This window comes from Flavobacterium lacus (assembly GCF_003268815.1).
GTDB lineage: Bacteria > Bacteroidota > Bacteroidia > Flavobacteriales > Flavobacteriaceae > Flavobacterium > Flavobacterium lacus.
Genome location: NZ_QLSV01000003.1, coordinates 41,678 through 66,262, shown reverse-complemented (window position 1 = coordinate 66,262; position 24,585 = coordinate 41,678). Strand labels below are relative to the sequence as shown.

25 protein-coding genes are annotated in these 24,585 nt (G+C 35.4%); 10 read left to right on the top strand and 15 right to left on the bottom strand.

The features are described from left to right. Window positions 1-41: 41 nt before the first annotated feature. The 5 genes from B0I10_RS03415 to B0I10_RS03395 all read left to right on the top strand — a co-directional run bounded on the left by B0I10_RS03415 (window position 42) and on the right by B0I10_RS03395 (window position 4,062). Window positions 42-1,985 carry a LysM peptidoglycan-binding domain-containing protein gene (locus B0I10_RS03415; protein WP_112085096.1) on the top strand — a complete coding sequence of 648 codons (1,944 nt, stop codon included), beginning with the start codon at window positions 42-44 and terminating at the stop codon, window positions 1,983-1,985. 29 nt (window positions 1,986-2,014) lie between these two features. Then, a complete protein-coding gene (locus B0I10_RS03410; RefSeq protein ID WP_112085095.1) occupies window positions 2,015-2,986 on the top strand; it encodes a DUF4837 family protein in 972 nt (323 codons plus the stop codon). A 70-nt stretch (window positions 2,987-3,056) separates the two neighbouring features. After that, window positions 3,057-3,503, top strand: coding sequence for a GNAT family N-acetyltransferase (locus tag B0I10_RS03405; protein WP_112085094.1), 447 nt, complete (start codon window positions 3,057-3,059; stop codon window positions 3,501-3,503). A 42-nt stretch (window positions 3,504-3,545) separates the two neighbouring features. After that, a complete protein-coding gene (locus tag B0I10_RS03400) occupies window positions 3,546-3,773 on the top strand; it encodes a DUF2683 family protein (protein WP_112085093.1) in 228 nt (75 codons plus the stop codon). Next, window positions 3,763-4,062: a type II toxin-antitoxin system RelE/ParE family toxin gene (locus B0I10_RS03395; RefSeq protein ID WP_112085092.1), complete on the top strand. Its 300-nt coding sequence runs from the start codon at window positions 3,763-3,765 to the stop codon at window positions 4,060-4,062. The genes B0I10_RS03400 and B0I10_RS03395 overlap by 11 nt, the downstream gene beginning before the upstream one ends. A gap of 31 nt (window positions 4,063-4,093) precedes the next feature. Here the strand turns inward: B0I10_RS03395 and B0I10_RS03390 are convergent, their stop codons facing one another. The 8 genes from B0I10_RS03390 to B0I10_RS03355 form a co-directional block, all read right to left on the bottom strand. Further along, window positions 4,094-4,531, bottom strand: a complete 438-nt coding sequence (locus tag B0I10_RS03390) for a hypothetical protein (protein WP_112085091.1) — start codon at window positions 4,529-4,531, stop codon at window positions 4,094-4,096. Between the two features lie 82 nt (window positions 4,532-4,613). Then, window positions 4,614-5,438: an OmpA family protein gene (locus B0I10_RS03385; RefSeq protein WP_112085090.1), complete on the bottom strand. Its 825-nt coding sequence runs from the start codon at window positions 5,436-5,438 to the stop codon at window positions 4,614-4,616. Further along, complete coding sequence (locus B0I10_RS03380; protein WP_112085089.1) at window positions 5,435-7,084, bottom strand: S41 family peptidase; 1,650 nt, start codon at window positions 7,082-7,084, stop codon at window positions 5,435-5,437. The genes B0I10_RS03385 and B0I10_RS03380 overlap by 4 nt, the downstream gene beginning before the upstream one ends. Then, the gene (locus B0I10_RS03375) at window positions 7,077-7,886 is read right to left on the bottom strand and encodes a DUF4349 domain-containing protein (protein ID WP_112085088.1); all 810 of its coding nucleotides are present in this window, start codon (window positions 7,884-7,886) and stop codon (window positions 7,077-7,079) included. Before B0I10_RS03375 ends, B0I10_RS03380 begins: the two co-directional genes overlap by 8 nt. Window positions 7,887-7,952: 66 nt before the next feature. Further along, on the bottom strand, window positions 7,953-8,327 hold the full coding sequence (rnpA, locus tag B0I10_RS03370) for a ribonuclease P protein component (protein ID WP_112085087.1): 375 nt from the start codon (window positions 8,325-8,327) through the stop codon (window positions 7,953-7,955). An 84-nt stretch (window positions 8,328-8,411) separates the two neighbouring features. Then, window positions 8,412-10,298 (bottom strand): M1 family metallopeptidase, encoded by a 1,887-nt coding sequence (locus B0I10_RS03365; protein ID WP_112085086.1) that lies wholly within the window; start codon window positions 10,296-10,298, stop codon window positions 8,412-8,414. 18 nt (window positions 10,299-10,316) lie between these two features. Continuing rightward, window positions 10,317-11,936 carry a S8 family peptidase gene (locus tag B0I10_RS03360; protein WP_112085085.1) on the bottom strand — a complete coding sequence of 540 codons (1,620 nt, stop codon included), beginning with the start codon at window positions 11,934-11,936 and terminating at the stop codon, window positions 10,317-10,319. 51 nt (window positions 11,937-11,987) lie between these two features. After that, window positions 11,988-12,854 (bottom strand): MBL fold metallo-hydrolase, encoded by an 867-nt coding sequence (locus B0I10_RS03355; RefSeq protein ID WP_112085084.1) that lies wholly within the window; start codon window positions 12,852-12,854, stop codon window positions 11,988-11,990. 173 nt (window positions 12,855-13,027) lie between these two features. Here B0I10_RS03355 and B0I10_RS03350 point away from each other — a divergent pair, with 173 nt between their 5' ends. From B0I10_RS03350 to B0I10_RS03330, 5 genes are all read left to right on the top strand, one after another. Continuing rightward, the gene (locus tag B0I10_RS03350; RefSeq protein ID WP_112085083.1) at window positions 13,028-13,357 is read left to right on the top strand and encodes a HesB/IscA family protein; all 330 of its coding nucleotides are present in this window, start codon (window positions 13,028-13,030) and stop codon (window positions 13,355-13,357) included. 70 nt (window positions 13,358-13,427) lie between these two features. Then, window positions 13,428-14,876 (top strand): Fe-S cluster assembly protein SufB, encoded by a 1,449-nt coding sequence (sufB, locus tag B0I10_RS03345; RefSeq protein WP_112085082.1) that lies wholly within the window; start codon window positions 13,428-13,430, stop codon window positions 14,874-14,876. Window positions 14,877-14,923: 47 nt separating this feature from the next. Further along, window positions 14,924-15,676 carry a Fe-S cluster assembly ATPase SufC gene (gene sufC / locus B0I10_RS03340; RefSeq protein ID WP_112085081.1) on the top strand — a complete coding sequence of 251 codons (753 nt, stop codon included), beginning with the start codon at window positions 14,924-14,926 and terminating at the stop codon, window positions 15,674-15,676. A 118-nt stretch (window positions 15,677-15,794) separates the two neighbouring features. Continuing rightward, a complete protein-coding gene (gene sufD / locus B0I10_RS03335) occupies window positions 15,795-17,111 on the top strand; it encodes a Fe-S cluster assembly protein SufD (protein WP_112085080.1) in 1,317 nt (438 codons plus the stop codon). Window positions 17,112-17,207: 96 nt separating this feature from the next. After that, complete coding sequence (locus tag B0I10_RS03330) at window positions 17,208-17,615, top strand: hypothetical protein (RefSeq protein WP_112085079.1); 408 nt, start codon at window positions 17,208-17,210, stop codon at window positions 17,613-17,615. A 5-nt stretch (window positions 17,616-17,620) separates the two neighbouring features. On the opposite strand, the gene B0I10_RS03325 is transcribed toward B0I10_RS03330, so the two are convergent. The 7 genes from B0I10_RS03325 to B0I10_RS03295 are packed head-to-tail and all read right to left on the bottom strand — an operon-like array spanning window position 17,621 to window position 24,521. Further along, window positions 17,621-17,839: a hypothetical protein gene (locus B0I10_RS03325; protein ID WP_112085078.1), complete on the bottom strand. Its 219-nt coding sequence runs from the start codon at window positions 17,837-17,839 to the stop codon at window positions 17,621-17,623. Then, complete coding sequence (locus B0I10_RS03320) at window positions 17,840-18,835, bottom strand: NAD(P)H-dependent glycerol-3-phosphate dehydrogenase (protein ID WP_112085077.1); 996 nt, start codon at window positions 18,833-18,835, stop codon at window positions 17,840-17,842. 28 nt (window positions 18,836-18,863) lie between these two features. Then, window positions 18,864-19,664 (bottom strand): NAD(P)H-binding protein, encoded by an 801-nt coding sequence (locus B0I10_RS03315; protein WP_112085076.1) that lies wholly within the window; start codon window positions 19,662-19,664, stop codon window positions 18,864-18,866. Beyond that, window positions 19,651-22,035: a M28 family peptidase gene (locus B0I10_RS03310; protein ID WP_245942944.1), complete on the bottom strand. Its 2,385-nt coding sequence runs from the start codon at window positions 22,033-22,035 to the stop codon at window positions 19,651-19,653. The genes B0I10_RS03315 and B0I10_RS03310 overlap by 14 nt, the downstream gene beginning before the upstream one ends. A gap of 18 nt (window positions 22,036-22,053) precedes the next feature. Then, complete coding sequence (locus B0I10_RS03305) at window positions 22,054-22,404, bottom strand: hypothetical protein (protein WP_112085075.1); 351 nt, start codon at window positions 22,402-22,404, stop codon at window positions 22,054-22,056. Between the two features lie 4 nt (window positions 22,405-22,408). Next, window positions 22,409-22,993: a hypothetical protein gene (locus B0I10_RS03300; RefSeq protein ID WP_112085074.1), complete on the bottom strand. Its 585-nt coding sequence runs from the start codon at window positions 22,991-22,993 to the stop codon at window positions 22,409-22,411. A 1-nt stretch (window position 22,994) separates the two neighbouring features. Further along, window positions 22,995-24,521 carry a bifunctional GNAT family N-acetyltransferase/carbon-nitrogen hydrolase family protein gene (locus B0I10_RS03295; protein WP_112085073.1) on the bottom strand — a complete coding sequence of 509 codons (1,527 nt, stop codon included), beginning with the start codon at window positions 24,519-24,521 and terminating at the stop codon, window positions 22,995-22,997. Window positions 24,522-24,585: the final 64 nt, after the last annotated feature.

The window sequence follows — 24,585 nt, the reverse complement described above, 5'->3', positions numbered from 1 at the left end:
ACGCTTAACCTATTGACAAATAAAACATTAACCACGAAAGAATGAATTTACGAAATACCACACTCCTCGTTGTTCTATTTTCTGCGACTACTTTTTATGCCCAAGAATCAACGCTTGCGGATGTAAATTTGTCTGTAGAACCAAAATTATCCTATTTAGATTCTATTAAATCAACCTTTCAAAAACACGACATTGCTGCTTGTGTAGAAGAACGTTGGATGACCGAATTGAGCAATCAGGATTTGTACAGCGAAATGATTGCAGACATCGAAAACACAAATATTGATCAAAAAGTTGACTATGATTTATCAACCGAATTGCTGAAAGAACGATTAAAAGCATTAGACGCAAAATCGGCTTTTCATATCGAATACAATCCCGGTTTAGAAAATATTATCAAACATTATCTTAAAAATAGAAAGAGATCTTACGAACGTTTGATGGCCTTATCACAATATTATTTTCCGATTTTTGAAGAAGCGTTATCAAAATACAATGTTCCGTTGGAAATTAAATACTTGGCTGTTGTTGAATCTGCTTTAAATCCAAGAGCCGTTTCAAGAATGGGAGCAACCGGTTTGTGGCAATTCATGTACGGAACCGGAAAACAATACAACTTAGACATCACCACATATACAGACGAACGCAGTGATATGCTGAAAGCAACTGATGCCGCTTGTCAATACATGGTAAACATGTATAAAATATTTGGTGACTGGGACTTGGTTTTAGCATCTTATAACGCAGGACCTGGAAATGTGAGTAAAGCAATTCGTCGTTCGGGCGGAAAGCAAAATTATTGGAACATCAGACCTTTTTTACCAAAAGAAACGCAAGGTTATGTGCCGGCTTTTATTGCAACGATGTATGTGTTTGAATACCACAAAGAACACGGTATCACACCACAAAAACCGATTGTGAATCATTTTGCAACCGATACGATTTTGGTTAAAAATAAAATGTCTTTCAAACAAATTTCAGAATTATTAGATATTTCGGTGGAACAATTACAGTTTTTAAACCCTTCTTATAAAAGAGATTTTATTCCGTACCAAGCGGATAAAAAACATTTTGTTCGTTTGCCATTGGATAAAGTAGCGGTGTTTACATCGAATGAAAATCAAATTTATGCGTATTGCGATTATGATTTTAATAAGCGTGAAAAGCCGTTCTCATCGCAAGAAATGGTAGCTACTTCTACCGATGTTTCGATGATTTCCAAAACGAAATATCATAAAGTGAAACGAGGTGAATCATTAGGATTAATTGCGCAACGAAATGGTGTTTCAGTCACCGAATTAAAACGCTGGAACGGATTAAAATCGAATAACATTGCTGCAGGAAGGAGTTTAAAAATCGTTAAGGAAGAAAGAGTAGCGGATGTACCTAAAAAAGCGGTTGAAGTTCCTGTTTCTAAAGCAGTAGTTTCAAACGATACAATCAAAGTAAAAGCAAAATCAGTTGAAACTGCTAAATTTCACGTAGTTGAAAAAGGCGAAAGTTTATTCAGCATTGCTCAAAAATATGATGTAACTAGTGAAGAATTAAAAGCGTGGAATAGTCTGGAAGAAGAAACAATTCAGTCCGGTTCAAAATTAATTGTGACTGCTTTAGTGAAACAAAAAACTGAAAACCACATCGTTCAAAGCGGTGAAAGTTTGAGTTCTTTATCAAAAAAATATGGTGTAACGATTGATGAATTGAAAGAGTGGAACGAATTAGAGGATAACAATATCAAATTAGGTTCATCTTTAAAAATTATGCTTCCAGCCGATGAAGAAGTGGTTGTGGCCGAAATAAAAGTGAAAAAGCCTGAAAAACAATCACCTTACAAGTCTGAAAAAGTATATATTGTGCAAAAAGGTGATTCATTATTCAGTATTTCGCAAAAAATTAAAGGCGTAACGGTATCAGATTTAAAAAAATGGAACGGTATTAGTGGTAAAAATATTAAACCGGGAATGAAACTTAAAATCAGCGGATAAAAAAGTTCATTCCACCAGAAAAAACCATCATGAAAAGAGTTGTTATTTTACTGTTTGTTACCTTATTATTTATTTCTTGCAAAGAGGAAAATAGAGAAGATCTTTTAAAAGAATCTTCCGGAAAAATCAATCATTTGTCGGTTATTATCGAAAATCAACTTTGGAATGGCGAAGTAGGCGACAGCATTAGAACTATTTTTGCCACACCGGTAGATGGTTTGCCACAGGAAGAACCATTGTTTACTATAAAACAATATGCTCCCAATTTATTTGAAGGTTTCATGACCAACAGCCGAAACATTCTGGTGGTTTTGAAAAAAGAAAACAACGATTTTGAATTAGTTGAAAATGAGTTTGCCAAACCACAAAACGTGGCTCATATTACAGGAAGTTCTGTTGCCGAAATTGTGAGTTTGTTAGAAAAACATGCTCCGGAAATCATCAATAAGTTCAAGCAAACCGATATTGTTGAAAATCAACGCAGAATTTCAAAATCGCTGCTTGACGATGCAAAAATCAAAAAGAATTTCAAAGCCAGTTTAAAGCTTCCTACGGCCTATCGTTATATTATCGAAGAGGATAAATTCTTTTGGATTAGAAAAGAACTTCCCTCCGGAAATGCTAGTGTGTTGATTTACGAAGTTCCTTTAAATACATTTCAAAAAGACACAAACACGATTGCCACTATCATTCAAATGCGTGATTCCATTGGGCAAAAGCACATTGAAGGAACACTTCCCAACACCTACATGATTACTGAAGCAGCTTATTCGCCTTATTTGTTCAATATCATGCTAAATGGTAAGAAAACATACGAAACCAAAGGAACATGGGAATTGAAAAACGATTTCATGGCTGGTCCTTTCATCAATTATGCCATCAGAGACGAAAAAAACAATCGTTATTTGGTGATTGAAGGTTTTTGCTACAACCCTTCCTTGGCTAAACGCGACATCATGCACGAGTTAGAATCCATCATCAAATCGGTGAAACTGCTATAAGTTTCGTTTTCTAAAAAATGTATCGGTAACTTTTATTAAATTCGCCGGAAGAACTTGTGAAACTATTTTAATGAAATTACAATTCCAAATAAAGCGATTTAACGAGCTTTCTCTAATCGAACTTTACAATGTGCTGCAATTGCGTAGCGAAGTGTTTGTGGTGGAGCAAAATTGCGTGTACCAAGACATCGACGGCAAAGATGAGAAAGCTCTTCACCTTATTGGAACATATAATAACGAAATCGTTGCCTATGTCCGCATTTTTAAACCCGGCGATTATTTTGAAGAAGCGTCCATCGGCAGAGTAGTAGTCAAGCAATCCTACCGCGATAAAAAATGGGGTTATGATTTGATGCAAGAAGCTATTGCAACGACCCAAACAGAATTAAACGAAAACAACATTACCATTTCCGCTCAATTATACCTTCAAAAATTCTATGAAAATTTAGGGTTTGAGCAAACGAGTGAGGTTTATTTGGAGGATGATATTCCGCATATTGAGATGAAACGGAAGTAGTTAATTTTTTCTTATATTTGTAATGCCTAAATTAAATTAGATATGACACCACTTAATATAACCATTCACCCACTAGATGATGCACAAATAGAAGCTGTAAAAGCATTTATGAAAGCCTTGAAAATTAAGTTTGAGATTTCTAAAGAAAAGCCATTTTCTCTAAGTGGTGAGCAAAAAAAGCAATTGGATGACCAAGTTGGTTTAGATAAAAAATACTATACCGATGCTGAAACAGTCTATAGTGATTTAAAAAGCAAGTATGGCTTATAAGATTATTGTTTCTCCTATTGCGTTGAAAAATATTGATAATGCTGTAGAATATTATATCGAAAAAACTAATAAAAAAGTAGCTCTTGCTTTTTTAGATGATTATCAAAAAGTATATAAAGCTCTTCAGAAAAATCCTTTCTATCAATTTCACGACAGTAATTACAGGTACTTACCGTTTAAAAAGTTTCCTTACATCGCTTTTTTTATTGTGGATGAACCTTCAAAAACAGTTTTTCTGAATGCGGTTTTTAATACGCATCAAAATCCTGATAAAATAGAAAAGCTGTAATATCATTTAGATTTTTAAAAGAAAATTTACTTTATTTATCAAAATATTCAACAGCTTTAGGTATTCCATTTGGGAACATCTCAGTTATTCTTTCGATATCATTTTTATTTCCCAACTCATAAGATTTTAGCAAATTATAAATAGCCAATTTTTTCTGCGTACTTTGATTAGAGAGTTTTAAAATGTCGTAGTTTGTTTGGAATGCAGAACCATAATTATATTTTTCTGCCATGACAGTTGAAAAGTATAGGAATTCTTCGGAGTGTTCACTAATCAAATAAATATATTTCAGTTCTCTGAAAGCTAAAGTATCTCCTTCTAGCAAAACTCTTTTACAAAGTTCATCAATTTTATCCTTGTCGTTATAATCTTCTACATAACTGTGATTCATAGGTTTATTATCATGCCTATTTATTTTTTCTTTACATCCACAAAAAATAAAAATTAATATAAAAAGTGATTTTTTCATTGTTTTAAAATAAGCTTTATAAAAATAGGAAGATTTATTTGGACAATGACATTGAGCACATTCAAATGAAGCGAAAACACTGCTACACCTTCGTAATCACCAACTCTACCCGTCTATCCAATTCCGGACTTTTGCCCAAAGGTTTCGTGTTTCCGTAGCCTTTAAAAGTCATTCTGGTTTTAGGGACTTTCTTTATGACGAGGTATTTGTAAACGGCTTCTGCACGGTTGTGCGACAGTTTTCGTTTCTTGGTTTCTTTGTCAATTGCCTCTTTGTGGTTTGGCGGCGTGCAGCAGACATGACCTTGCACTTCGATGTTAATATTTTTGTTTTTCAACAACATACGGGCAATTTTGTCGAGCTGGTTTTTACTTTTAATGGAAAGTTTACTACTTCCTCTTTCAAAAATCATGTCCGAAAGCATAATGCGATCCCCAACAATATTCTCTTTGTTAAATGTGGTATAAACACCGGGCAGTTTAATTTCTTCTTCGGGTTCCGGTTTCATGTTCAACACCACATCTACTCGCCGGTTTTTGGAACGAATTTCCGGAAGATTTTCGTCAATATCATCATCAATCAAAATGCGGCCTTTTCCTTCAATCGTTACAATGATTTTGCTTTTGATGCCGCTTTTAGTGATTTCGGCTTTGACTTTATTGGCTCGTTCGGTCGATAATTTTCGGTTATAATCGTCTTTACCCACATCGTCACAATAGCCAAAAATTTCGATGCTTTCTACACGAGTGCTATCTGTTTTTTGAAGAAAACTAAGCAATTCGTTTGTGTATTTTGTTTCAACATCTGATTTATTCGTTTGAAAATAAATCGACTGAACGATTTCTTCTTGAGCAAAAAGACCAAGATTCATTAGCAACAAAAAGACTAAAACCCGTTTTTTTATCATTTTAAAAGAATTTTATTGTATTCGGAAGCATTAGCTAAAATGGAAGTTGCTTTTTTAACTTCAGAATTGTTTTGAATGTAGTATTGATAAAGTCCTTCTTTATATTGATAGCGTTTTATCAATTCGTCCAATAGCAATTCTTTAATTTCAGATTGATTTTTATTCAACTGGATATCTTCACTTTTTCGTAACGCAGTCATTAAATTTTGGTATTCGGTTTTGATGTTTTCGTCAATTTTTTCAACTTGAGCAGCTTCTATTGTCTTTTTCAATTGTTTTTCAGTGTCGGTATCAAACGAAAAGTTTTCTTTCTTTAAAAACGCTTTAAAATCATTAAAATCGGCTTCGGAAATGGTTGGAATCTTTGTGCCTAAATTTGGATTTTTATAAAAATAAACCGTAGCATAATTAAAAACCGCATCATTTCGTTGAAGAGCTTCGGCTATGGAACTCAATTTAGTTTCTTCCAATTCCACATCCGGCTGAATTCCACCACCATCATAAACCGTTCTTCCTTTTTTGGTTTTAAAAGCATTAAAGTTTTTCGCATCTGTTTTAATTGCTTTTCCGTTAACATCTTTTTTGGAATAATCCAATGCCTGAATACATCTGCCGGAAGGCGTATAATAGCGAGAAATCGTAACTTTTACTTGCGTTCCATACGTCAAATCCAACGGTCGCTGTACCAAACCTTTCCCAAAGCTTCGACTCCCGACCACAATGGCACGGTCTAAATCTTGCAAAGCTCCGGCTACAATTTCGCTGGCAGAGGCACTTTTTCCATCTACCAAAACTACGACCGGAATATCTAAATCAATGGGTTCCCGCGTGGTTTTGTACGATTGATTGTGTTTTTCAATTTTTGATTTGGTGGTTACAATCACTTCGCCTTTTGGTACAAAAAGATTGCAAATATTCACCGCTTCGTTCAACAAACCTCCCGGGTTTCCACGTAAATCTAAAATGATGCGTTCGGCTCCTTGCGTTTTTAAATCCAGTAAAGCCGCTTGCGTTTCAAAAGAAGCTTTTCGGTTGAATTGCGAAAGCACAATATAACCAGTTTTGTCATCTACTTTTCCATAAAACGGAACGGCTTTCACTTCCACTTCGTCTAAGACAATGGTGGCATTTTGTGTTTTTCCTTGACGGATGAACTTCACTTCAACCTTGGTGTTTTTGACACCTCGCATCAAAGCTGAAGCATCTTCTTTGTAGTCTTTTAAATTAACATCGCCAATTTGAAAAATCTCGTCGCCGGCTTTCAGCCCTGCTTTATCTGCCGGATAGTCTTTATAAGGTTCTTTAATAATAATTTTGCCTTCTTTTCGGGTAATTAGGGCACCAATTCCTGTATATTCACCCGTATTGTTGATTTTGAATTTCACCACATCACCTTCGTTAAAATAGTTGGTGTACGGATCTAAATCGGCCAACATACTCTTGATGGCTTTATCCATCATTTCACCCGGATTGGTTTCGTCAACATAGTTCATGTTCACGGTTTTAAACAAATTAGTGAAGATTTCAATTTGCTTGGCAATTTCAAAAAAGTCTTCTCTGAAACTACTACCAACAAAAATAAATCCACTTAAAATTACGGGAATGATATAGCGTTTTTTGAATTTTTTAAATCGGGTATTATACATTTTTCTTGCTCAGTTTTTTTCTAATGAATAAAATAACAGCCACTAAAATAAGAATAAATGGCCAAATATGAAGCAATCCGATAAAGAAACTCGAAATTCCGTTCCAACCGGATTTGATGGCGTTCCACATTTTAGTACCATACGAAACCGTTGCATTGTCTTCATTGGCTACTTTTTTGTAGAATTCGATGGTGACAGTGCTCAACGAAACCCGGTTTTGCAAGTACTTTAATTGTCCTTCTTTGGCTTCAATTTCTTCACGAATGGTTGATAATTCTTTTTCAATTTCTAGTATTTCAGAAACTTTGGTGGCTTTAGTTAATAATTGAAGATAGCGTTCTTCCAATGTTTTCTTGGCTTTCAGTCTAGCTTCAATATCAATGAATTCGGCAGTAACGTCTTTGGCAGAAATTTCTTTTCGATCAAAATAGGCTACACCTTTTCCCACATCAGCCAAAAAGGTATCAAAATTGGCGTTTGGTATGCGAATCGTAATCGTTCGGTAAAGTGAATTATAATCTTTTCCTTCTGTGTCGCTCTGCACATAGGCTTTATTTTTCTTAGCAGAAGAGATAATTTGCTGATACGTAGCCTCTAAATCTTGCGTCTCATAGCGAAGATTACTTTCTTTGATGATTTTTTGTTCAGTTTGGGCTTCAAAATTTCCTGAAACGGCTTTGTCGTCTATCATTGCCGGAGCAGCTTCTTCCATTACTTCGGTGGTATATTCGGTAGTATCAGGATTTCCGCCACACATCAACGGAAATACCAACAGCGAGAGAAAGGCTACAGCTAATTTCATAAAGGATTGATTTAGAATTAAAACGAAAATTTATCAAAAAACGTACAACAACAATTGAACCAATTTTTACGACTGAATTTCCTTGATAAACTTTTCAAAAAGTTGAATCGTTTTTTCATTCATTTCGGCAAAAGTCATGGCTTCTTTGCTTTGGTAAAAAAACATCATTGCATACGGTTTATCGAAGTTGTCTAATAAGATTTTTTTATTCAACCGATAACATTCGCGAAGCAACCGTTTGTAGTAATTGCGATCGACAGCTTTTTTGAAATATTTCTTAGAAACCGAAACTCCAAACTTAATTTTCTCGTCTTTCTCCAATTCCACCGGAGCAAAAACCAACCGCAACGGATATTTGGAAACCGATTTCCCCTCCGAAAACAGCAAATCAATCTGCTTTTGGCTTTTTAGTTTTTCGTTTTTGGGATAGGTGAAGGTCATGCGGCAAAAGTACAAAAAGGTTTTGAGTGAATAAGTATTGTTTTTCAAACAAAAAAATCCGAACTCATCGTCCGGATTCTCTCTTTATTTCGTTTTAGGATAACTATTGTTCTCTTGATTCACATCGGCCATTAAACCACTCGGGTCAATCACCACCGATTTAATTTTTGATTTTTCCTGTGAAAGTGGCAATTCATACGTTGGATACGCCCAATCCCAGCCTTTTAAAACGGTTCGTTTTACTTGCGGATACGGGTTTTCTTTTTCCCATCGCATCAATGGGTTGGGAATGTAAAAACTTTCAACGGTGCCGTCTTCATAGGCTACCAAAATATCCAACGGCATAGGCATTCTTCCGATGCGTTCTAAGGTGACTTTTCCGCTATCGTCGATGTTTTTTATGCTGTAATCAATGGTGTTGGTGGTTTGCGTCCAATCCACCAGATACCAATCCAAAACCGCTCCTGAAACGCGTTCGGCCGAACGTTTAAAATCATTGGGCGTTGGATGCGTAAATTGATAATCATGGTAATAGCGTTTTAAGGTTTTAAACATATTCTCCATGCCAATCACATACGCCAATTGGGTCAGGAAAACCGTTCCTTTGCTATAAGAGGAAATTCCGTAAACCATATTTTCATCATACCGATCAGCATGCGTAGATTGCGGTTGCTCACGACCGGTGCTCACCATATAGAAATAGTTGTTATACGCACTTTGAAATGGGTTATCATCTTCTTTTTTGTTTTTAGGCGGCATAACTTGGGTCATCGCCATGTCGGAAATGAAAGAAGTAAATCCTTCGTCCATCCATTCGTGTTTACTTTCATTGGTTGCCAAAACGTGTTGAAACCACGTGTGTGCCAATTCGTGAGCGGTAACGCCCACCAAACTGCCTAATGAACGTTTTCCGGTGATTAGCGTACACATGGCATATTCCATTCCGCCATCTCCACCTTGAATGACTGAATATTGTTTGTACGGATAAACACCAATTGTTTTATTAAAAAAACTGAGTAATTCTGCTGTTTTGGGTTGTAACGCTTTCCAGTTTTCGAGGATTTCTTTATCATTTTTGTATAAGAAATGAAGCTCGACACCGTTTTCACCCATAATTTTATCGTGAATATATTCGTCATCTGCACCCCAAGCAAAATCGTGTACCATTGGAGCTACGAAATGCCACGTTAGGTTTTTGGTTTTTCGAGGATGTTTAACTTCTACACCTTCGTCTTGATAGCCGTGACCAATTTCGTTTTTGTTTTGCAAATAGCCCGAAGCACCAATCGTGTAGTTTTTATCAATTGTAATTTTTACGTCATAATTTCCCCAAACACCGTGAAATTCTCTACCAATATAAGGATCAGCATGCCATCCTTCAAAGTCAAATTCACACATTTTCGGATACCATTGCGTCATCGAAAGAGCAACTCCTTCAGCACTATTTCTTCCCGAACGACGCACTTGCTCCGGTACTTGTCCGTCAAAATCTAATGTAAAAGTTGATTTTGATTTAGGGAGAATTGGTTTTACTAACGTAACTTCTAAAATGGTGCCCACTACTTTTGTCGAAGCAACTTGTCCGTCTTGTTTAAAATTATTGATTTTTAAATAACCAATTTGATCAGGTTTTAAAGTAGAAATTCTACTTTCTTTGACTTCTTTGTCGCCTACTTTAAAACTTTTTACCATTCGTTTATCGGGATCGGTAATCGTTTGTAGCCGAATATCCATTTCGCTTCCCGGCTGAAATGCATTAAAATACAAATGATAAAACACTTTGCGTAGCGTGTCAGGTGAATTATTGGTATATTCTAACTCCTGCGTTCCTTTGTATTGAAAGGTTTTCACATCCATAAAGAAATCCATTTTATAATAGGCTTGTTGTTGCCAATAGCCTGGATTTGCGTTGTTTTGGGCGGAAAGTAAATTAGAAAAAACAACAAAAAGGAGTAAAGAAGCCTTTCTCATAACAATAGATTTAAGAATTTATTTTGAAACGTTTCCTGATGATTTTGCTATTTTATCCGCCATCAACAACGCATTATACGCATTGACAATTTTTCCGGAAGTGGATAGTTCAGCAAACGGCAATTTGTTGGAAGCATCACCGGCAATAACCACTGTTTTGTTGATTGCAACACCGCTTTCTTTCAAAATTTGTTTCACTTGCGGAGCGGTTAACGTTGGATAATACGAACGAATTAAAGCCGCAACTCCAGCTGCATTTGGCGATGCCATTGACGTTCCTTGTTGGTGTTCGTATTTGTTATCAGGAACGGTAGCATAAATTTTTACACCAGGGGCAAAAACATCCACATCGGTTTTACCATAATTTGAAAAATCAGCAACCGTTTTGGAACCGTAATAAAAGTTTAAAGCACCAATTTTGATGAAGTTATCGGCAATTTCGTTATCGCCTACACGGTCATTTGGATAGCTTTCAACCATGTTTAAATCTTCGCCGTCATTTCCGGCTGCGTGAACGAACAAAACATCTTTACTTGCCGCATATTGAATGGCTTCGTGAACCCATTCTTTTTGAGGAGAGAATCCTTTTCCAAAACTTCCGTTGATTACTTTAGCACCATTATCTGCTGCATATCGGATGGCAAGAGCGATGTCTTTGTCGTATTCATCTCCGTTTGGAACGGCACGAATAGCCATGATTTCTACATTGGTTGCCACACCATCACCACCTAAATTATTTCCTCTCACTTGAGCAATAATTCCGGCAACGTGTGTTCCGTGTAACGCATGTTTTTTATCCGGACCCCAAACTTGGTTGTTTCCGTAGAATTTGGTGGAGAAATCTTCATAGTTGTCACCTAAAATTTTTCGTCCGTCGTATTCTGTATTCAAATTATAATTCAATTGATCATAAATGTGTTCGCCATATTCTTTTACACCTTTCATAAACTCTTCGCGGGAAGAATTGGCTAAAAATTGCATCATCGCCATTTTATAATTCCCCAGCGTTGGATTAGTGGTTAGGATGGATTTTACATCTTGTAACGTATAATCTTCTTTTTTCAAATGTTCTAAAATTCCTTTGTCAGCCGCTAGAATAAAATCGATTTGTTGTTTGTTCATCAACGCTTCGTTTTTCTTTTCGTCTAATTTTTTCTTAGCTTTTTTAAAGGTTTCAGAACCATCATCGCCTTTTCTTACGATACGAGTCATTTCTAATGTTTCATTAACTACATCGCCCAAAAAATTCCATCCGTGAATGTCGTCAATATAACCGTTATTGTCATCGTCAATTCCGTTTCCGGGAATTTCCTTTGCGTTGGTCCAAATCCGACCTTTTAGATCTTCGTGCTCAATATCGGTGCCACTATCAATTACGGCAACAATTACTCTCTGACCTTTTTTTCCTTTTAATAGTTCTTCATATGCACGATCCACACTCATTCCTGGAATCGTGTCTTTAATCAAATCTAAATGACTCCATCGCAACAATTCTGTATCAGAAATTTTAGCATTTTTAAGTGGAACAGTTTCAGAAGTAAGTGGTTTTAAATTGGTAAAGGATGATTTTGAAGCACTACATCCAACTAAAAATAAAGACGATAATCCTAAAAAAACGATTGATTTTATTGCGTTCATAAATTAAAATTTGAGGTAAAAATAACTGATTTTAAATTTTTCTACAGATGATTAACACGAACTTAAGATATCTTCACATAAAAACACCTCTTTCAATCGAACCCCTTTTTCGGTTTTTTCAACGGTGATGATTTCATTGTGAGCATCGTGTTCTAAAAATAAATAGTAATTGTTTTCCGCTGCGGCATTCATAAATTTGGCTTTTTCATCTAAGGTTAAAAGCGGTCGGGTATCATATCCCATCACATAAGGAATGGGAATATGTCCTGCCGTAGCCAATAAATCTGCACAAAAAACAATGGTTTTATCTTGGTATTGGATGTGTGGAAGCATTTGTTTTTCAGTATGACCATCCGCATAAAAAATTCCGAAATTCAGTTCTTCCGAAAAGCCAAAATCACTATTTGGTCTTTTGATGAAATTCAACTGACCACTTTCCTGCATCGGAATGATATTTTCATGCAAAAAAGAAGCTTTTTCTCGTGAATTAGGTTTGGTTGCCCATTCCCAATGATTCTCATTCGTCCAGAATTTTGCATTTTTAAAAGCGACTTCGTATCCGGTTTTATCCTTATTCCAATTGACGCTTCCACCGCAATGATCAAAATGAAGGTGAGTCATAAAAACATCGGTTACATCATCACGATGAAACCCATATTTTGCCAATGACTTATCTAACGAATGTTCGCCCCAAAGCGAATAATATCCAAAAAATTTATCGGATTGTTTGTTACCCATTCCGGTATCAATCAAAGTTAATCGATTTCCATCTTCCATCAACAAACAACGAGCGGCAATATCGATGAGGTTGTTTTCGTCGGCTGGATTTGTTCGGTTCCAAATGGTTTTGGGCACCACGCCAAACATGGCACCGCCGTCTAGTTTAAAGTTTCCGGCTTGAATGGGGTAAAGTTTCATAAATGTAATGTTATTGCTATAAATTTTTTGCAAATTACTAAAAACTTATCTTTTTGAGAGCTTATTATAACTATTTTCTATCCATTTATTCGTTATAAAAATGTTAGAATTTGTTTAAAATTTCTCGATTTACTGTATATTTGTCCTTTATTTAGACAAAATCAAAATAGCACATGATAAAAGTTTCAGATACAGCCAAAAAGAAAATCATCCATTTAATGGAAGATGATGGTTTTGATGCAGCCCGAGATTACGTTCGCGTAGGCGTAAAAAGCGGTGGCTGTTCCGGTTTGTCCTATGATTTAAAATTTGACAAAGAAATTGGAGAAAACGATAAAGTTTTTGAAGACAATAATATACGTGTAGCCGTTGAAAAAAAGAGTTTTCTCTATTTAGCGGGAACAATTTTAGAATTTTCAGGCGGTTTAAACGGCAAAGGATTTGTGTTTAACAACCCAAATGCGAACAGAACGTGTGGTTGTGGGGAGAGTTTTTCACTTTAAAACTGAGCCATAAGGACAGGAAAACTTAATGTCCCTAAATTTCTTAATGGTTTAAAAAAAAATAAAAAAAATGGCAAAATATACAGAGGACGATTTAAAAGTTGAACTCGAAACCAAAGAATACGAATACGGATTTTACACCGAATTAGACTCGGAAACTTTTCCTATTGGGTTAAACGAAGATATTGTTCGGGCGATTTCTGTGAAAAAGGAGGAGCCGCAATGGATGACCGATTGGCGTTTAGAAGCGTTTCGTGCTTGGCAAGAAATGATTGAACCCGAATGGGCAAATGTTCATTATGAAAAACCCGATTTTCAAGCGATTTCGTATTATTCCGCTCCAAAAAAAGCCGATCCGAATAAAACATTGGATGATGTTGATCCGGAATTGCTAGCCATGTATAAAAAGCTCGGAATTTCGATTGATGAACAGAAAAAAATGAATAATGTGGCGATGGACATTGTGGTGGATTCTGTTTCTGTAGCCACGACTTTCAAAAAAACATTAAACGAAAAAGGAATTATTTTCTGTTCGATTTCAGATGCAATTAAAGAACATCCGGAGTTGGTTCAAAAGTATTTAGGAACAGTTGTGCCGCAACGAGATAATTTTTATGCGGCTTTGAATTCCGCCGTCTTTTCAGACGGAAGTTTTTGTTATATTCCAAAAGGCGTTCGTTGTCCGATGGAATTATCCACTTATTTCCGAATCAATCAAGCGGGAACGGGTCAGTTTGAACGAACGTTATTAATTGCCGATGAAGGCAGTTATGTTTCTTATTTAGAAGGTTGTACTGCTCCAAGCCGTGACGAAAATCAATTGCACGCCGCTGTGGTGGAATTAATTGCGATGGATGATGCCGAAATAAAATATTCAACCGTACAAAACTGGTATCCCGGGAACAAAGAAGGAAAAGGTGGCGTTTTTAATTTTGTAACGAAACGAGGCATTTGCGAGAAAAACGCGAAAATTTCGTGGACGCAAGTCGAAACCGGTTCAGCCATTACTTGGAAATATCCTTCTGTAATTTTAAAAGGAAATAATTCGATTGGCGAATTTTATTCTATTGCTGTAACCAATAATCACCAACAAGCTGACACCGGAACAAAGATGATTCATTTGGGAAAAAACACCAAATCAACCATTATTTCGAAAGGAATTTCTGCCGGAAAATCACAAAATAGTTACCGTGGTTTGGTTCGAATAAGTGCCAATGCTGATAATGCCCGAAACTTTTCGCAATGTGATTCGCTTTTGATGGGAAATAATTGTGGAGCACATACTTTTCCATACATCGAAAGTAAAAATACATCTGCCAAAATTGAACACGAAGCAACGACTTCAAAAATCGGAGAAGACCAAGTTTTTTATTGCAATCAACGCGGCATTCCAACCGAAAAAGCGATTGCGTTAATTGTAAATGGTTTCAGCAAAGAAGTATTGAATAAATTACCAATGGAATTTGCCGTAGAAGCTCAGAAATTGTTGGAGATTTCACTTGAAGGCTCTGTTGGATAAAAAACTTAATGAATCGTAATACCTTAATGGTTTAAAATAAAAACAAAATGTTAAGCATAAAAAATTTACACGCTTCTATCGAAGACAAAGAAATACTAAAAGGCATCAACCTTGAAATCAAAGCTGGAGAAGTTCACGCCATTATGGGACCAAACGGATCAGGAAAAAGTACACTTTCCGCTGTAATTGCCGGAAATGAAACGTTTGATGTAACCGAAGGTTCAGTAGAATTATTAGGTGAAGATTTAGCCGATTTAGCTCCGGAAGAACGAGCTCACAAAGGCGTTTTCTTATCCTTTCAATATCCGGTAGAAATCCCGGGAGTTTCGGTAACGAATTTTATGAAAACAGCCATCAACGAAAGCAGAAAAGCCAACGGAAAAGAAGAAATGCCAGCAAATGAAATGCTGAAATTGATTCGTGAAAAATCAGAATTATTAGAAATTGACCGTAAGTTTTTGTCTCGTTCGTTAAACGAAGGTTTTTCGGGTGGAGAAAAAAAGCGTAACGAAATTTTTCAAATGGCGATGTTGGAACCCAAATTAGCCATCTTGGATGAAACCGATTCAGGTTTAGACATTGACGCCTTACGAATTGTAGCAAACGGCGTAAACAAATTAAAAAGCAACGACAATGCCGTTTTAGTAATCACGCATTATCAACGTTTATTAGATTACATCATCCCAGATTTTGTACACGTTTTGATGGACGGAAAAATCGTAAAATCGGGCGGAAAGGAATTGGCTCTTGAGCTGGAAGAAAGAGGTTATGACTGGATAAAACAAGAACAAGAAGTTTAAAAATTAAATTTAAACCATTACGAGATTAAGGAAATTAAGTTGTAATGCTTAATGAAACTTAATACCTTAATGGTTGAAGATAAAATATTTGTAGATTTTTAAAATCTCAACATTTAAAATGGATTTAAAAGAAAAATTAGTATCGTCCTTCATGGCTTTTGAAGAAAAAGTTGACGTAACTGCACAGTTACACGACATTCGAACTTTTGCCATCAAAAACTTTGAAAACAAAGGTTTCCCCACCAAAAAAGAGGAAGCTTGGAAATATACCTCACTGAATTCAGTACTAAAAAACGATTTCTCTGTTTTTCCAAAAAGAGAAAATTCGGTTGAATTTAAAGAAGTAAAAGAATATTTTCTTCATGAAATCGACACCTATAAGTTGGTTTTTGTAGATGGAAAGTTCAGCTCGTTTATGTCGTCTACAACGCACGATGGAATTGATGTTTGCTTACTTTCATCGGTATTGACTAAACCAAAATACAAGATGATTTTGGACACGTATTTCAACCAAATTGCCAGCAAAGATGAAAGTTTAACCACTTTAAATACTGCTTTTGCTCAAGAAGGTGCATACATTAACATTCCAAAAAGTAAAGTGGCCGATAAACCGATTGAAATCATACATTTTTCTACCGGAGTTGAAAGTGCGTTGATGGTTCAACCCCGAAATTTGATTATTGTAGGCGAAAATGCTCACGTGCAAATCATCGAACGTCACCAAAGTTTGAACAGCAATCCGGTATTAACCAATTCGGTTACCGAAATTTTTGCTCAAAAAAGAGCGATTGTTGATTATTATAAAATTCAAAACGACGGACAAACTGCCAATTTGATTGACAACACCTATATTTCTCAAAAACAAGAGAGTAGAGTAGCCGTCCATACGTTTTCTTTTGGTGGAAATATCACGAGAAACAACTTGAATTTCTATCATTTTGGCGAGCGAATTGATTCCACCTTAAAAGGGATTACAATTATTGGCGACAAGCAACACGTGGATCATTTTACTTTAGTGAATCACGCCACACCCAATTGCGAAAGCCATCAAAACTATAAAACTATTTTAGGAGGAAGTTCCACAGGCGTTTTCAACGGAAAAATCTTCGTAGAAAAAGAAGCCCAAAAAACCGATGCTTTTCAGCAAAACAACAATATTTTATTGAGCGACAAAGCCACCATCAACGCCAAACCACAATTGGAAATTTTTGCCGATGATGTCAAATGTTCACACGGTTGCACCATTGGTCAGCTAGACGAAAGTGCGATGTTCTATATGCAACAACGCGGCATCCCGAAAAAAGAGGCCAAAGCGTTATTAATGTATGCGTTTTCAAACGAAGTCATCGAAAGTATTAAAATACCTGAACTTAAACAACGTATTACGAAAATTATTGCGATGAAATTAGGGGTTAATTTAGGGTTTGATTTATAGATGTTTTCAGTAAAAAATAGAAAGAGGCGTGAAATAACGTAAAAAGTGAATTGTGAACGCAATATTTACTGCATGTCTTAATACTAAAAAATAAAGATGAAATCCGACATCATCATTCCAAAAGTAGAGAACGTATTTTTAGCCGCCATCCAAGAATGGGATGACGACTATCTGGATAATGTGTGGAACGTGTATCTCATCAATGATAGCGACTTCAAATTAGAGAGCGTCATGGTCGTTTCCAAAGCTTTTGGCACTGTGGATGGCGAAATGAAAAAAACCTCCTTATTACGTCATGCATTCATTGAAATTGAATCGGTTTCTGCCGTGAAAATTGAAATGATAGAATCCAAAGTGTTGGCCTTAAACAACGAATTCATGGTTACTTTTTTTATCGGAAATACTTTATACGATAAAAAATTCACCTTTAGGACCAACACCATTAACGAACGTGCAATGGAAGAAGTGCCGGTTTTGTTTAAGAATGGGGTGGTGGTTAAGTAAAAAGATTATTCTTTTTTTTCAAGTTTTACTTTTTCTTTCCAACTGTAGTATCCTATAAAAAAAGTTCCAATTAGAATATATCCCAAATACCTTAAGTAATAAACAAAATTTGAAATTTGGTCGTAAATGGAGCTTTCTCTTAAATCAAATAACGTCATAATCACACACATGACAGAACCCCATATAATTCCGGTTTTTATTTGATATTTCCAACGTGAATTCATCTAATCTAACTTATCCGTCAATTTTTTAAATACACTTTTCGGGTCTTTACTTTCGTACAAAATTTGATAAACCGCATCGATAATTGGGGTTTTGGCTCCGTAATCTTGATTTAGTTTATAAGCACTTTTTACGGCATAATAACCTTCGGCAACCATACTCATTTCCATCATGGCACTTTTCACGGTGTAGCCTTTTCCAATCATATTTCCGAACATTCTATTTCGTGAAAAAACGGAATAGCCGGTTACCAATAAATCGCCTAAATAGGCAGAATCATTGATATTTCGTTTCATTTTATGCACTTTTCGAATAAATTTTTTCATTTCACGAATCGCATTACTCATCAATAACGCTTGAAAATTATCGCCATAACCTAAACCATGAGCCATACCGGCAGCAATGGCATAAATGTTTTTCAACATGGCGGCATATTCAGTCCCGATAATGTCGTCGGAAATTTTGGTTTTGATGTAGTTGCTATTCAAATTTTTGGCTACAATTTTGGCTTTTGATGCATCTGCACAGGCAATTGTTAAGTAGGAAAGACGTTCTAACGCCACTTCTTCTGCGTGACACGGACCGGTAATTACACCAATGTTTTCATACGGAATGTCGTATTTTTTGTGAAAATGTTCGCCTACAATCAAAAATGTTTCAGGAACAATTCCTTTGATGGCAGAAAAAATCACTTTATCGTTTAAGGATTCAGTCAATTTTTCTAATTCTGTATTTAAAAAAGCAGATGGAATGGCAAAAATCAAAATATCAGCGTAATTAACTGCCTCATTAATGTCAGTAGTAAGTTTGAGTTTTTTGGTATCAAATTCAACCGAACTAAGATAATTTGGGTTGTGTTTTTCGGTTTTAATATGGTCGATTGCGTTTTGATTTCGCATGTACCAACAAATTTCAGCTTGGTTAACGCACAACATTTTCGCTATGGCAGTTGCCCAGCTTCCGCCACCGATTACTGCAAATTTTGGAGAATTGTTCATTGTATTAGTTTAGTTTGCAAAGGTAAATTTAACCTAATTTTTTAAATTCATAGGTCAAAACGGTAATCAATTTGTTGGATGAAACTGTTTTTCCGACAGAAGGTTGATTTTCATTAAATTGTGGCGGAACTAAATTCAACTCCAATGCTTTTTCTGTATAGTATTTCTTTCGGTTGGGATGAAACGGAGCGACCGCATTAAAAACAGTATTCCAAACCTCTTTTTCAATGATTTTTTGAATGATTTCGATGCAATCGGATTGATGAATTAAGTTGATGGGTGCGTCCGGATTTTCAATATTATTTCTTCCTACTAAAAATTTTATAGGATGACGGTCTTCGCTAATTAATCCGCCAAAACGTAAAATCGTGGTTTGGAAGTTTGAATTATTTAAAAGTAAATTTTCAGAAATCAGCAATTGTTTTCCGCTTTCAGTTTCCGGTTTTGGAGGAGTTTCTTCGGTAATAAGTTCGTTTTCATCCGCATAAACCGAAGTAGAACTCACAAAAATCACTTTTTTAACCGATGATTTTTCGATAAACGGAATGAAATTTTCCATCTTAGCCACAAAATTTTCTTCTGAGTTTCCTCTTAATTTTGGTGGAATATTGATAATTAAAATTTCAGAATTTTCTAAAAAATCTACAATGTCACGCGGAATATCATTCGCTTTAAGCGAAATTAAAAATGGTGAAATTCCTTCGTTTTTCAGAATTTCTAATTTGGATTCGGTTGTGGTTGACCCTTTTATAGAATAGCCATTTTGAAGTAAATTTTTCGCCAAAGGTAATCCCAGCCAACCGCAACCTAAAATGCTAATTTGTTTCAAGACTGTCTTTTTGAATGATTAATGTATCGATGGCGGTTTCAATTTTTTCAATAATTTCAACCTTTTTTGGTGCTGATTTTCGAAGTTTTTTCTTCACAATAATCGCATCAGTCAACACAAATGGCATCGGAATAAAGGCATCCGGTCGTTTTGGAATACTGAATTGTTGATTTTCCAATAAATCAAACGAAGAAATCATCACATCCATATCCAATTTATCGTCTTTATGAATTTGAAAACTCAACGTTAATGGTTTGTTGTTAATCGGGTAATAATTCAACACATTGGATTTTTTCCGTTTATAAAAACTCCCTTCTTGGTTGATGTTTTTAATTCCGTTTGCTTTTAAATGATGGATTTTTAATTTTTCAGAAGCAAAAACATCGATTCTATTAGCGTTTTTATTGGCTTCAATTTTAACTGTAATTGCTCGTTGGTTGCCCACAATTGTATCTCTTAAAAAGGTAAAAGTAGGTTCGGCAAAGTTTTTTCTGGGAGCTTCAGCCGAATAACTGTAGCCGGAATTGTATTTGCTACTCAATCCGAATTTATTCAAATTTTTGTCTAAACTTGGATTTTCGCCTAAATAATTCGTAGTCCAATTGTCTAACACTTTGTCATACGTTGCCCAATTTGCTTTGTCATTATCAGCATCATAAACATAGACGAGGCTGTTGGGTTTGCCTTTTCCTTTTTCAAAATCGCTTTGAAAATGAGCTTTGATAAAAAATCCGATGGAAATGATAAACAAGAATGTTCCCCAATTTGCTTTTTTAGAATAATCGCCAAAAACAGGCAACAAAAGTGCAAATGTAAGTGCGACTAAAACGGCACTTCCGGCAAGCATTTTCAACCCTAAACCAATTGGAAACAATTGAATAAACGGAACTAAAATCATCAAAGCCGGAATGCTCAAAGCCAAACTTGCAAACGGGTTTGATTTTTCTTTAAACACTAAAAAACCAAGAATAAAAACGCCAAAATAGGCCGGAATTATAAAAAATGCAGCTCCTTCTAAGTAAATACAAATCAAAAGATTGATAATAAACCATAAAAATAATGGAGCAACAAAATGACTTGGCATTAATTTACTTTTAGTGAACTTGGCGTAAATCCAAAAACAAATAGCCATAGACAACAACACAAAGGCAGCAATGTAACTATGTCCGTTATAGGTGAATTTATGAAGCATGTCTTGGTATTGCGGATAAAGGGACTGAATCATTTCCCAACCGAAGAAAGTAACCAATCCAACAAGTATAATTGATAAAAATAAGGGTGCAAAACCGCGAATTATTTCTTTAAAATCTAATAAATGTTTGCCTAATCCAATGGTAACAACTCCTAGGAAAAGGACAAAAGCGATGATTAAAAGGGGAAAATTCCATGAAAATGGATAATGGAAAAAACCAATTGGTGAGCTGAAATAAACGTGATCGTCATCTGTTTTTAGTTCATTCAAATCGGCATTGGAATAATGAGCAAGCAACGGCATTAAATAGGTTGACTGATGTTCTAAACATTCAGGTGTGAAATTTTCGAAATTATCTTGAATAGTATGGTAATCAAAATGATCATCAATAAATGCAAAATTATAACCCGGAATGTCTGCCTTTTCGCGAAAAGCGGTTAAATCAGTGTCGTTTGGAAGCATTTTATAAATACTGTACATCAACGAATTGGAAACCGGAAATTTCGGATTCGCTTCAGCAAAACCTTTGATTAAATTGGCATTTCCGTAGTTTGTTTCGGCCAACATCATGGATGGTCCGGCAGTTCCACGGGCTTCAAGATTAATCACTAAACCGACTTCTTTTGCCCACGGATGCTCGGATGCAAAGGCATACGCTCCATTTAAACCCAATTCTTCCGCATCTGAAAAAACAATAATGATGTCGTTTTTGTGAGTTGATTTGTTGTGAAGAAAAGTTCGAATTCCTTCTAAAATTACGGCTAAACCATTCGCATCGTCGCTGGCTCCGGGTGATTTGGTGTGTGGAGCACTGTCAAAATGCGTGAGAAGCAACAACGCTTTTGATGAATCTGATCCTTTGATTCGGGCAGTAATATTTTTCGTTTCAACTAAATTATTCCACTTACTTAAAATCGTGCTTTGTTGAATTTGGGTTTCTAACCCTAATTTTTGTAATTCTTTTTCCAAATAATTCATCACTTTCGGATGATTGGGCGAGCCAACATAATGCGGCTTTTTGGAAATTTCTTCTACATGTTTTAAGGCTCTTTCGGTAGAAAATTCAGAAAGTGGCACATCTCCTTTCGAGTAATCGGAAGGCATCATCCGATGGAAAATAAACCAAATAATTCCCATCAACAAAACGGAAATGAGTAACGAAGCGTAATTTTTTTTCATGATTGAAAGTGGTTGTGGTTAGTGGTCTCTTTTGACTAACATGAAATAGTCATTTTCCAAAGCCAGATAACCTTGATCATACAAAAAATGATAGGTGTTCCCGGTTTTGGTATGCAAAATGGAAGTGAAAAAATCAAAATCAAAACCCTTACTAAGAAGTTTTGATTTGGTGGTTTTGCTTTTTCCTTCGGTGTTTAATTCGGTTAAAATTCGATAATTTTTCCGCAACTTGTTGTTGATGTTTCGCATCAAATTGTTGCTGTCTTTGTTCATTTTGTTGTTGTAGGCATTTCTACAACCGTCGCTGCAAAACTTTTTATCTTCGCGACCGATGATTTTTTCGTTACATTCTAAACAGTTTTTTGTCATAATTTCATTTTAAATTTTCAATGTCATTAAGTAAATTTGTACCGTTTCTTTCGATATCAGCTATAATATCTTGGTATGCTTCTAAGTTGTCTTTTCGAATCGAAATCTTTTGATTCATATTTTTTACATTTAAAATCTTAATTTCATATCCCCAGATAAAATTTTCGTGGATGGGTTCACTTCCTTCCTTTATATTACCAAGAAATCTTGTCATAATAATGTAATCAACGTCAAGTTTTTCAATAATTGGAATACAGTATTTTTTGTCATAAACTCCTTGAAAAGTAACTCCTAATAGTTTTTTGTTTGGAAAAGGAACGATAGTAAAACCTTCTTTTCTACTAATTTCAGATTCAATAGTTCTATTAAAATCATTGTGGCCATACCCGTTAGAACATTGTAAAACGATTACTTTTGTGTTTGATTTGACTTCATTTTCAATAGAATCTTTTCCAATACTATCAACTTTAGTAGAATCAATTTCATTTTTTTGAATTTTAGATTCAATAGTAGTTTTTTGTTGCTCTTCATTTTTTGAATTACAACTAAAGAAGAAAATAAAAAATACTATTTTGAAGGTTATTTTCATACTACTTCAATTTCTTAATATTGTATAAATCATGTCTTCTATCCTTCAGAATCCGAACCGTTCCAAATTCATGCAACTGTTTTAGTAAATCCAAATCAACATCAACAATTAATGTCATTTCGGTGTTTGGAGTTGCTTCGGCTTTGATTCCATTGCTTGGAAATGCAAAATCAGAAGGAGTAAAAACCGCCGATTGAGCATACTGAATGTCCATGTTATTCACTTTTGGTAAGTTTCCAACACAACCGGCAATGGCCACATAACATTCGTTTTCAATGGCTCTCGATTGAGCACAATGTTTCACGCGTGTGTAACCATTTTGAGTATCGGTTAAAAACGGCACGAAAAGAATGTTCATTCCTTCATCGGCCATTAAACGGGATAATTCCGGAAATTCAACATCATAACAAATCATGATGCCAATTTTTCCACAATCGGTGTCAAAAGTTTTAATTTGTGATCCGCCTTTCATTCCCCAATGCAAGGACTCGTTGGGCGTGATATGGATTTTGGTATACATTTCACTCGTTCCATCTCGTTTACACAAAAAACCTACATTGTATAGAACACCGTTTTCCATATACGGCATGCTTCCGGTAATGATGTTGATGTTATAGGAAATGGCATATTCTTGAAATCTTTTTCGAATGGGTTCGGAATGTTTTGCCAATTCGCGAATGGCATCGGCTTCCGAAAGATGATTGTAATCAGCCATCAACGGAGCGGTAAAAAGTTCGGGAAATAACGCAAAATCGCTTCCGTAACCGGAAACAACATCGATAAAAAATTCGGCTTGTTCAAAAAGTTGTTCCAAATTGTTCAACGGACGCATTTGCCATTGAATCAATCCTAAACGAATCACGCTTTTTTTTAAGTTGATTAAATTCGGGTTTTCATCATAATAAATATTGTTCCATTCCATCAAAACAGCATATTCGTTGGAGCTGGTGTCGCCAACCAAATAGTTTTTCATGATTTTTTTTACGTGAAAATCGTTGCTGATTTGAAAAGACAAAACAGGATCATACAATTCTTTTAGTTTTACTTTTTCAATGTATTGTTTAGGCGAAAGTTCTTCTTTGTAATCAATATAATTCGGGATTCTTCCGGCGAAAATAATGGATTTTAAATTCAATTGTTCGCACAATTCTTTTCTGGCATCATACAAACGACGACCTAAACGCAGACCTCTGTATTTTGGGTGGATAAAAACATCAATGCCATATAAAACTTCACCCAATGGATTGTGCGTGTCAAAGCTATAATTTCCGGTGATTTGAGCGTAAGTATGGTTCGCAATAACTTTTCTATAATCGATAATCAATGAAAGTGCGGAGCCAACCACCTTTCCATCTACCAAAACAACCAATTGTCCTTCAGGAAAAATGGAGAGTAATTTTTCGATGTGATGTTCTTTCCAATACGAGTTTTCAAGCTCGCTGTAGGCTTCCATCATCGAATTTTTCAATTCTTTGTAATCTTCAATTTGTAAATTTCGTAATTCAATTTTCTTAATCGTTTCGTGCATATAGTTTTGTTTTTCTGCAAGATACAAAAAATATTTTCCGTTTACAAACGCTTACAAATATTTA

What these genes read in the sequence shown, in the direction of transcription:
- B0I10_RS03360 (WP_112085085.1), bottom strand. Translation starts at nt 11,936, where the DNA reads ATGAACGCAATAAAATCAATCGTTTTTTTAGGATTATCGTCTTTATTT.
- B0I10_RS03295 (WP_112085073.1), bottom strand. Translation starts at nt 24,521, where the DNA reads ATGCACGAAACGATTAAGAAAATTGAATTACGAAATTTACAAATTGAA.
- B0I10_RS03410 (WP_112085095.1), top strand. Translation starts at nt 2,015, where the DNA reads ATGAAAAGAGTTGTTATTTTACTGTTTGTTACCTTATTATTTATTTCT.
- B0I10_RS03365 (WP_112085086.1), bottom strand. Translation starts at nt 10,298, where the DNA reads ATGAGAAAGGCTTCTTTACTCCTTTTTGTTGTTTTTTCTAATTTACTT.
- B0I10_RS03395 (WP_112085092.1), top strand. Translation starts at nt 3,763, where the DNA reads ATGGCTTATAAGATTATTGTTTCTCCTATTGCGTTGAAAAATATTGAT.
- rnpA (WP_112085087.1), bottom strand. Translation starts at nt 8,327, where the DNA reads ATGACCTTCACCTATCCCAAAAACGAAAAACTAAAAAGCCAAAAGCAG.
- sufB (WP_112085082.1), top strand. Translation starts at nt 13,428, where the DNA reads ATGGCAAAATATACAGAGGACGATTTAAAAGTTGAACTCGAAACCAAA.
- sufC (WP_112085081.1), top strand. Translation starts at nt 14,924, where the DNA reads ATGTTAAGCATAAAAAATTTACACGCTTCTATCGAAGACAAAGAAATA.
- B0I10_RS03390 (WP_112085091.1), bottom strand. Translation starts at nt 4,531, where the DNA reads ATGAAAAAATCACTTTTTATATTAATTTTTATTTTTTGTGGATGTAAA.
- B0I10_RS03355 (WP_112085084.1), bottom strand. Translation starts at nt 12,854, where the DNA reads ATGAAACTTTACCCCATTCAAGCCGGAAACTTTAAACTAGACGGCGGT.
- sufD (WP_112085080.1), top strand. Translation starts at nt 15,795, where the DNA reads ATGGATTTAAAAGAAAAATTAGTATCGTCCTTCATGGCTTTTGAAGAA.
- B0I10_RS03330 (WP_112085079.1), top strand. Translation starts at nt 17,208, where the DNA reads ATGAAATCCGACATCATCATTCCAAAAGTAGAGAACGTATTTTTAGCC.
- B0I10_RS03405 (WP_112085094.1), top strand. Translation starts at nt 3,057, where the DNA reads ATGAAATTACAATTCCAAATAAAGCGATTTAACGAGCTTTCTCTAATC.
- B0I10_RS03380 (WP_112085089.1), bottom strand. Translation starts at nt 7,084, where the DNA reads ATGTATAATACCCGATTTAAAAAATTCAAAAAACGCTATATCATTCCC.
- B0I10_RS03415 (WP_112085096.1), top strand. Translation starts at nt 42, where the DNA reads ATGAATTTACGAAATACCACACTCCTCGTTGTTCTATTTTCTGCGACT.
- B0I10_RS03310 (WP_245942944.1), bottom strand. Translation starts at nt 22,035, where the DNA reads ATGAAAAAAAATTACGCTTCGTTACTCATTTCCGTTTTGTTGATGGGA.
- B0I10_RS03325 (WP_112085078.1), bottom strand. Translation starts at nt 17,839, where the DNA reads ATGAATTCACGTTGGAAATATCAAATAAAAACCGGAATTATATGGGGT.
- B0I10_RS03400 (WP_112085093.1), top strand. Translation starts at nt 3,546, where the DNA reads ATGACACCACTTAATATAACCATTCACCCACTAGATGATGCACAAATA.
- B0I10_RS03350 (WP_112085083.1), top strand. Translation starts at nt 13,028, where the DNA reads ATGATAAAAGTTTCAGATACAGCCAAAAAGAAAATCATCCATTTAATG.
- B0I10_RS03320 (WP_112085077.1), bottom strand. Translation starts at nt 18,835, where the DNA reads ATGAACAATTCTCCAAAATTTGCAGTAATCGGTGGCGGAAGCTGGGCA.
- B0I10_RS03300 (WP_112085074.1), bottom strand. Translation starts at nt 22,993, where the DNA reads ATGAAAATAACCTTCAAAATAGTATTTTTTATTTTCTTCTTTAGTTGT.
- B0I10_RS03385 (WP_112085090.1), bottom strand. Translation starts at nt 5,438, where the DNA reads ATGATAAAAAAACGGGTTTTAGTCTTTTTGTTGCTAATGAATCTTGGT.
- B0I10_RS03375 (WP_112085088.1), bottom strand. Translation starts at nt 7,886, where the DNA reads ATGAAATTAGCTGTAGCCTTTCTCTCGCTGTTGGTATTTCCGTTGATG.
- B0I10_RS03305 (WP_112085075.1), bottom strand. Translation starts at nt 22,404, where the DNA reads ATGACAAAAAACTGTTTAGAATGTAACGAAAAAATCATCGGTCGCGAA.